This window comes from Micromonospora globispora (assembly GCF_003857015.1).
Classification (GTDB): domain Bacteria; phylum Actinomycetota; class Actinomycetes; order Mycobacteriales; family Micromonosporaceae; genus Micromonospora; species Micromonospora globispora.
Window position 1 is genome coordinate 25,050 of sequence record NZ_QGGF01000361.1, and the last position, 7,546, is coordinate 32,595.

The 7,546-nt window shown below is 68.0% G+C and carries 10 protein-coding genes; 8 read left to right on the forward strand and 2 right to left on the reverse strand.

Features of this window, described 5'->3' with window-relative positions; genetic code table 11:
- Positions 1 to 329: 329 nt before the first annotated feature.
- The 4 genes from DKL51_RS17925 to DKL51_RS17940 all read left to right on the forward strand — a co-directional run bounded on the left by DKL51_RS17925 (position 330) and on the right by DKL51_RS17940 (position 3,114).
- The gene (locus tag DKL51_RS17925) at positions 330 to 776 is read left to right on the forward strand and encodes a GNAT family N-acetyltransferase (RefSeq protein WP_109945927.1); all 447 of its coding nucleotides are present in this window, start codon (positions 330 to 332) and stop codon (positions 774 to 776) included.
- Positions 777 to 1,037: 261 nt separating this feature from the next.
- The gene (locus tag DKL51_RS17930; RefSeq protein ID WP_109945928.1) at positions 1,038 to 1,685 is read left to right on the forward strand and encodes a ribonuclease FAU-1 family protein; all 648 of its coding nucleotides are present in this window, start codon (positions 1,038 to 1,040) and stop codon (positions 1,683 to 1,685) included.
- 284 nt (positions 1,686 to 1,969) lie between these two features.
- Entirely contained in the window at positions 1,970 to 2,572 is a 603-nt protein-coding gene (locus DKL51_RS17935; RefSeq protein ID WP_109945929.1) for a dihydrofolate reductase family protein, read from the forward strand.
- 146 nt (positions 2,573 to 2,718) lie between these two features.
- Positions 2,719 to 3,114, forward strand: coding sequence for a hypothetical protein (locus DKL51_RS17940; RefSeq protein ID WP_123827065.1), 396 nt, complete (start codon positions 2,719 to 2,721; stop codon positions 3,112 to 3,114).
- A gap of 95 nt (positions 3,115 to 3,209) precedes the next feature.
- Here the strand turns inward: DKL51_RS17940 and DKL51_RS17945 are convergent, their stop codons facing one another.
- On the reverse strand, positions 3,210 to 3,716 hold the full coding sequence (locus DKL51_RS17945; protein ID WP_109945931.1) for a nucleoside deaminase: 507 nt from the start codon (positions 3,714 to 3,716) through the stop codon (positions 3,210 to 3,212).
- Positions 3,713 to 4,579 carry a GntR family transcriptional regulator gene (locus DKL51_RS17950; RefSeq protein WP_109945932.1) on the reverse strand — a complete coding sequence of 289 codons (867 nt, stop codon included), beginning with the start codon at positions 4,577 to 4,579 and terminating at the stop codon, positions 3,713 to 3,715. Before DKL51_RS17950 ends, DKL51_RS17945 begins: the two co-directional genes overlap by 4 nt.
- Positions 4,580 to 4,720: 141 nt before the next feature.
- Here DKL51_RS17950 and DKL51_RS17955 point away from each other — a divergent pair, with 141 nt between their 5' ends.
- From DKL51_RS17955 to DKL51_RS17970, 4 genes are all read left to right on the forward strand, one after another.
- On the forward strand, positions 4,721 to 5,143 hold the full coding sequence (locus tag DKL51_RS17955; RefSeq protein WP_109945933.1) for a hypothetical protein: 423 nt from the start codon (positions 4,721 to 4,723) through the stop codon (positions 5,141 to 5,143).
- Between the two features lie 89 nt (positions 5,144 to 5,232).
- A complete protein-coding gene (locus DKL51_RS17960; RefSeq protein ID WP_109945934.1) occupies positions 5,233 to 5,688 on the forward strand; it encodes a hypothetical protein in 456 nt (151 codons plus the stop codon).
- A 3-nt stretch (positions 5,689 to 5,691) separates the two neighbouring features.
- Positions 5,692 to 7,122: an FtsK/SpoIIIE domain-containing protein gene (locus DKL51_RS17965; RefSeq protein WP_109945935.1), complete on the forward strand. Its 1,431-nt coding sequence runs from the start codon at positions 5,692 to 5,694 to the stop codon at positions 7,120 to 7,122.
- On the forward strand, positions 7,119 to 7,546 hold a 428-nt coding region (locus DKL51_RS17970; RefSeq protein WP_124812280.1), incomplete at its 3' end, for a DUF2637 domain-containing protein. The genes DKL51_RS17965 and DKL51_RS17970, both read left to right, overlap by 4 nt.

Genomic DNA, 7,546 nt, shown 5'->3' on the forward strand with positions numbered 1-7,546 from the left:
AGGTGGGCGGCCCCCATCTCTGTCGAAGATCCCCGCCGGAGGCATCGGTTCGTGTCCTTGGCGCAGTCTGCAACCGGCCGGCGCGCCGGCCGATGCCGGCGCTTGCGCCGCCAGCAGGCCGAGCGCGGCCGGCGCGGCCCGCTTGCGGGCCGCCTTGATCCATAAGAGAACAATTCGGCAGCGCGCGGGCCTCGGGAGCCTGTCCCCTCAGCAGTGCCCTCCGTCGACTGATACGCGACAGTCGTCCGGCAACTGATATGCGACACCCTCAGCGCGCTGATCGCGGCTAGATCGGTGCGCCTACGGGGAGAATCTGGAACGCTGACGCAGTGATCCTCTCCTCGATCGAGATCTCGCACGACGTCGAGGCCGTTCAGGTGCCGCAGTTGATGGAGCTGTTCGCCTCGACGTGGTGGGCGACCCGGCGCACGGAGAGCGAGACCTGCGGAATACTCGCCGGATCTGATGTCGTCGTGACGGCGATCGACCGAGCATCCGGGCGGCTGGTCGGCTTTGCCCGCGTGCTGACGGACGCGACGTACCTGGCCATCATCCTGGATGTCATCGTCGCACCCGATGTTCGAGGTGCGGGCGTCGGCGCGATGATCATAGAAGCTGCTCTGGGGCATCCCCGGGTTGCTGACGTCAAAAGCATCGAGCTGGTATGCCAGCCCGACCTGATCGCGTTCTACCGGCGGTGGGGCTTCACCGATCAGGTCGGCCAGTCCCGGCTGATGCGCAGAACCGCCGACCCGTCGCTCATCGGTGAGTCTTGACCACACCCGCGCTCAGCCTCGCGGCGACGTTCTGACGTCGGCATGTCCGTGCACTGACGGCACGCCGCCTTCCGGTAGCGCGCGGATCGCGGCATGACCGGATGTTTGGCGCTGCGGTGCGCCAGAACAATCGACGTCGCTTTCGGGCCCTGCAGGCCCATGGCGTGGTCATCGATGGTGCCGTCCGCGAGTTCCACGTCGACGAGGGCTGGGACGTTTGGGTAGGGATGTCCTCGCCGTCTCGTTGGTAGGGTACCGATCATGGACGGGGACGCGGAGGCGACAGCGCACCGGTTTGCTCCCGGCGATGTGGTCGTCCGGCGGGAGATCCTGCTCGGTGAGGTGTGGTTCGCGTTCCCGACGATCTGTGTCGAGGACTCCGACGACCTGCTCGCGCTTTACATCGCCAGTGGCACTCGGTTCGGTTTCCCGAAGGCCGGTGTCTTTCCCGCCGGACGTCACCCGTGGCTGGGGCGCCACGAGTTCTGGCGCGGGCACGGAAAGTTGATGTTGCATCGACCTGGTGAGGCGCACTCCATCGACGTCTTCTGGTCCGGCCCGGAACGGTCCTTCGCCGGCTGGTACTTCAACCTCCAGGATCCGTTTAGACGTACGGCCTGGGGCATCGACACGTTGGACCATGAGCTCGATCTTTGGTGGGCGGCGGGCTCGGACAGCTACGCATGGAAGGACGTCGAGGAGTTCGAGCAGCGCCTCATGGAGGGGCGTTACCCCGGCATGGCGGAGGCCATCCGCGCCGAGGGCCGCCGGATCGCCACCCTGCTTGACGCCGGACAGCGGTGGTGGGACGAGGCGTGGGCGTCCTGGCAACCGCACCCGGCTTGGCTACCGCCGGGCCTACGGGACGGGTGGGACGTCGCGCCTGTCACCGAGCACGTTCGCTTGTGACTCCGCCTCATTCGACGTGCCCGACGAAGGATAGGACGGCTGGATCTCCGAGGCGGCTACGACCGGCCGATCTGCGGCATGAGCGTGCCCATGGAGGTGGTCCGGGAGATGGAGAGCGAGTGCGTTCACTGAGGACAGTTATGGTAGCGCAGCCTGCTTGATGGTCCACGGCTCGCCAGCCGTCGCGAGTGGCGTGGCTGCCCGACCGATGAATTCGTCGCAGGCCGCCAGTCTTCACTTTCGAGAGCGGCGCCAGCCGAGCAGGATTTGGAGGAACCAGACGTATGACGCAGGTAGTCGTCAACATGACCGTGTCCCTGGACGGCTTTACGGCCGGCCGTAACGTCGGTGTGACGAGTCCACTCGGTGAGGGCGCCGAGCGCCTCCACGACTGGATCACACACACCGAGGGCAGTGATAGCCCTAACGCGGATGGGCAAGCCGTGCAGGAGATGTTCGCAACGACGGGCGCGTTTGTAATGGGCAGACGAACGTTCGACGTGGGCATCGATCTATGGGGCGACGACGGCGCCTTCGGCGTGCCGTGTTTCGTCGTCACTCATCGCGCCAGGGGAAGGCTCACCAAGGGCCCCACCACGTTTACCTTCGTCACAGACGGCGTGGATCAAGCAGTCAGGCAAGCGAGAACAGTGGCAGACGGCAAGAACGTCTGCGTCATGGGCGGGGCTAACATCGCACAGCAGTGCCTACGAGCAGGGCTCGTTGACCAGTTGCGGATCCAGTTGGCGCCAATCCTCATCGGCGCGGGCTCCCGCCTCTTCGATCATCCTGACCTCACACGGCTCGACCTTGAGCGAACCGGAGTTGTCAACGGCCCGATCGCCACCCACCTCGCCTTCCGTCTTGTCCGGCCGCAAGATCGCTGAGCCTCAACTGATCCGCCGGGGTCGGACGTTGCGACAGCCTGGTCGAACGCGCGCATTGCGGCATGTCCGGGTGTTGCCCCCCGGCTAATATGCTCGTCGTGGTTCCGCCATCGCTGATCGAGGCCGTGGGCGCGCCAATCCGACGCGTGCGACGCATCCACTACGTCTACGACGGACAAGCTGACACGAACTTCGGGCCAATCGAGCTGACCATCGGGGAGCGGCCGTTCCTGTTCGACAACGAAGCGGACGGAGAGTCACTCCGCGTCACCGAGACCGCGTGGAGCGATCCATTCTCCGAGCCATTGAGCGCGGAAAACCGGAAGTTCGTCCTGGAGTCCGGGAAGTGGACCGCGTTCGATGTGTCGATGCTTGGTCAGTGGGCAAAGCTCATCGACGAACCGCTGAGCGACGTCGAGGCAATCACGAACGATGCCGGCAAGACGACCGGGATTGTGCTTCGGACTAGCCACGGCGGTGCGCTCCGCTTGGGCGTCATGGCGGACGAATTGTTCGTTGACGGCCTAGTGACCCCTGACTGATCGCATCCGCTCATCGGCAGATCCGGATGCCGTCGGCGGTCCCGCTCAGTGGCGGTAGCGGAGGTCTGCAGCGCGCCTCGGCAGCGCGCGCCTGGTCAGAACTTGGGCTCGACCGGTGAGGGCAGCATGTCGGCCCACTTGCGTAGTACGTCGACGGCCTGGTCCCGGAGGGCTCCGTCGGCAACCTCTTCGCGCAGCGACCGGCGGTCGGCCGGTTGGGCGACCTCGCGGTAGAACTGGAGGTCTTCGAAGCCGTAGGTGGCTACGTCGTGGCTGCTGGCTCCGAAGATCAGGCGGGGGATGCGTGCCCAGTAGCAGGCCATGAGGCACATGGGGCATGGCTCGCTACTGGCGTACATGATTCCGTCTTCGAACAGGTGCCGCCCTAGGTTTCTGCCAGCGTGGCGCAGGGCCATGACCTCGGCGTGTGCGGTCGGGTCCCGCAGCTCGACAACGCTGCTGGTGCCTTCACCGACGACCTCTCCTGAGATGACGACGATGGCACCGAACGGGGTCTTTCCCTCGTCCTCCAGCGCGTGCCGTGAAATTTCGATGGCCCTCGCGAGGAACCGCTCATCTTGGGCGTCCAGTTGTGAGGTCATGGTCTTCCTCCTTGCCGCCCTGAGGTCTTGCCGCCGTTGGATCTGCGCTTGGGCCAGGGCTTGAGTGGGGTGACGAATCGGAGTTCGGTTCGGTCGGCCGGGTATTCGGCGTCGGAGACTTCGACGACTTTCTCGTTGGCGTCGAGGGAGATGCGTCGGCAGAGGATGAGGGGAACGCCGTCGGGCAGGCCCCAGAGTTGGGCCTCGGCGGTGGTTGGCATCCGGGCCGTTACTTCGTCAATGATGGTCATGATCTCGACGCCCACCGTCGAGAGCTGGTGTTGGGTTCCTCCCGGCCACGGCTCGTTGGCCTCGTCAAGGAGTGCGGGGTTAGGGCTGACAAGCGCAACCGGCATGTAGGAGACGCTCGACGAAAGGAGCAAGCCGGTAGCCCTGTCGGTCGAGTCGTAGCGCCGCCGCAGCACCAGGTCTGTGGGCTCGATCCGGAACAGGTCGGCCAGGGCCGCTCGTGCTTCAACCTGGTCGTATCGGGAGCGGAACTCCTGCTCGCTGATCTGCATGTTGAGGTTGGTCTCGGCCTCGCCGACGACGGCGCGCTCGGCCTCGGGGCGGGCGGCGAGATCCTTTTCGACCTGGTGGCGTTCCGACGAGCGGATCACCTTCCGGGGCGGAACGCGGACCACAGGTGCCTTGCCGCGTCCGCTGCTGATTAGGCCCTGGGCCTTGAGCAGGGCGATCGCCGCGCGGGCAGACCCGACAGAGCAGGACCACCGCTCGGCCAGCTCGGCCAGCGTGGGCAGTGAGTCTCCCGGCGTCAGCTCGCCGCGCTCGATCTGCATGCGGATGTCGTCAGCGATCCGCAGCTGGATCGGCGGCGGGACGACTGTTGGACGCGGCTCCATGCCTCCATCCTCGCAGGTTTGCCAGCAAACCTCTTGCTCTCCGTCGATACATGCCCTAACGTCGATTGCATGTTTGCTAGCGAACTAGCAAACTCGATGTCCGGTCCGGCAGACGTCCGGCGACGTAGGAGGTAAGAGGGCATGGTCCCGAACACGATCAAGGTTCCGGTTCCGTTCGAGTACGTCTGGCCGCACGGGGCGCTGTTCCTGGGGGTGGAGCCGGTGACGGACTTCGACAAGCGCGGCCAGGGCGACGACCAGGCCCGCGACAAGGACACCGGCGAGCGCCTGTGGGTGGTCAAGGTCCTGGACCTGGACCCGGAAGCCGGCAAGTTCGGCGGTTCCAAGGAGATGAAGGTGAAGATCGCCGCGCCGGTGCAGCCGGTGCCGCCGACGTCGAAGATCCCGGGCTATCCGCCGGCGGTGGAGTTCACCGACGTGACCCTCACGCCGTACGTCGACAGCCAGCGGTGCAAGGCCACGGGGAAGTGCCGGGCGCGGCAGGCGTGGTCGATCCGCGCCGGTGCCATGTCGGAAGCCGCCGCCGTGAAGCAGGCGGCCTGACCAGATTCGGACGCGCGGGGCGGGACTCGCCCGCCAAGACAACCCCCGCCCCGCGCCTCACCCTCATCTCCCTGGAAGGAGTTGGGCTGATGCCCACGCTAGCTGACGCTGCCCGGATCGCCGGGAACCCGCGTCCCGGCCCGGTCCGCCGCACCCACCGCCGCACCGTGATGCGCCTCGCCGGTCCCGGCATCCGGGCAGCCCGCGACGTCTACACCACGATCCCCGCCGACGCCGTCCGCGTCGCCGCCCTCGTGGAGATCTCCGCCGCCGCCGCTGCCCTGGCGCGGACGGTGGTGAAGCTGCGCCACCTCGACCCGGACCTGATCGCCCCGCACGTCTCGGACCGCGTCGACCTCCGCGCGGTCCTCGGCCGGGGCCGGTGGCTGCCGACCATGACCCGCCACGTCCCCGCCCCGCAGACGGGGCCGGTCGACCTGGCCGCCCTCGTCCCGGCCCGCCCGATACGCCGCCGGTTGGTCCGTCGTCGACCCGGCGCGCCGGGGCAGGGCTTGCTGTTCACCGCCGCCGTCGGGGAGGGCTGAGCCGTGCCGCTGGTCAACGTGATCCGGGGTGATCGGGTCGACCCTGCCCCGATCAACGTGCGTACCCCGTTCATCCGCATCCCGCTCTGGCTGGCCCTGAGCTGGTGGACCCTCAAGGGCATCGCCCGCGTGGCCGTGGTGCTGGTCCGGTTCTGGTACGTCACCGCCCCGGCGGCCGTCTTCGGCTGGCTGTACCTGCGGTTCGGCTGGATGGGTCCGGTCGGCCTGGTCGTCCTGGTCGCGGTCGTCGCCGCTGGCTGGGGCTTCGGCCACCGGCCGTCGTTCCTGCGGTTCGGGTGGTGGCCAGTGCTGTCCCGCTACCGGCGGATGGTCTATCGGCGAGAGTGGCAGGCGGCGATGTTCACCGCCCGCCTGGCGGTGTCCTTCGACCGGCACATGGTGCTGCCGATCCTCAAGGGCGTCCGCTGCGGTGCCGGCGTCGACGTGGTGACGGTACGGATGGTCACCGGCCAGATCCCCGACGACTTCGCCCGCGTCTCCGAACGCCTCGCCCACACCTTCGGCGTCCGCCAGGTCAAGGCGTCCCCCGGCCCGCGTACCGACCAGGTGCTTCTCACCCTGTTCCGCGGTGACCCCCTCGCGCGCCTCGTCCGGCCCCTGCCCGTGCCGGCCGTGCCGGAGTTCACCGCCCTCCCAATTGGCCGGCAGGAGGACGGCGACGGCTACGGGCTGCGCCTGTTCGGGACGCAGGTCCTGGTGGTGGGCGCCACCGGGTCGGGGAAGGGCTCGGTCACCTGGTCTGTGGTCCGCTCGCTCGCCGCCGGGGCCGCCTCCGGGCTCGTCCAACTCTGGGGACTGGATCCGAAGGGCGGCATGGAACTCGGGATCGGCGCGCCGATGTTCGCCCGGTTCGCCTGCCGCGACTACGCCGCCATGTGCGAGCTGATCGAGGACGCCGCCGCCCTGGCCCGCAACCGCGCCCGCAACCTGCACGGCCGGACCCGCCAGCACGCCCCGACCCCGGAGGAGCCGCTGATCGTCCTGGTCATCGATGAGCTGGCGAACCTGACCGCCTACCTGACCGATCGCCAGTTGAAGGACCGGATCAAGGCGGCACTGTCCATCCTGCTCAGCCAAGGGCGGGCGGTCGGCGTGCATGTGGTGGCGGCGATTCAGGACCCGCGCAAGGAGGTGCTGCCGTTCCGGGACCTGTTCCCCACCCGCATCGGCCTCCGCCTCGCAGAAGCCGCACAGGTCGATCTCGTGCTGGGTGACGGGATGCGAGACCGGGGCGCGCTGTGCGACCGCATCCCGCAGTCCCTTCCGGGTGTCGGGTTCGTGGTCATCGACGGTGACCCGACCCCGATGCGGGTCCGCTTCTCCTACCTGACCGATGACGAGATCCGCGACATGGCCCAGACCTACGGCCGGCTGCGCGTGATCGACGGTGAAGTCCTGGACGATGCCGCATGAAGCCCCACCCGACCACCACCCGCGGGGAGCGGGCTGAGGGCCTGGTCCTCGTCGTTATCCTCCTGCTGGTCGCCGGCTTCGCCGGAGCGGCGTCGTTCACCCACGTCAAGGACTGGACTCTCGACAACAGCCCGGCCGGCACCGGGGCGTGGTTCGGCTGGGCCAACGCCGTCATCTCCGAACTCGTGCCCGTCGCCGCGCTGCTGACCATCCGCCGCCGCAAGCGCACGGGCGGGCCAATCGGCTACCCGATGTTCCTGCTCGTCGCCGCCGTCGCCCTCTCCCTCGCCGCGCAACTCGCCGTCGCCAAGCCCGGCCTGACCGGCTGGCTCCTGTCCGCCGTGCCCGCGATCGCGTTCATGGGCCTGTCCAAGCTCATCCTCACCACCGCACCCGCCCCGGGCCCGGCCGACAAACCCGCCCC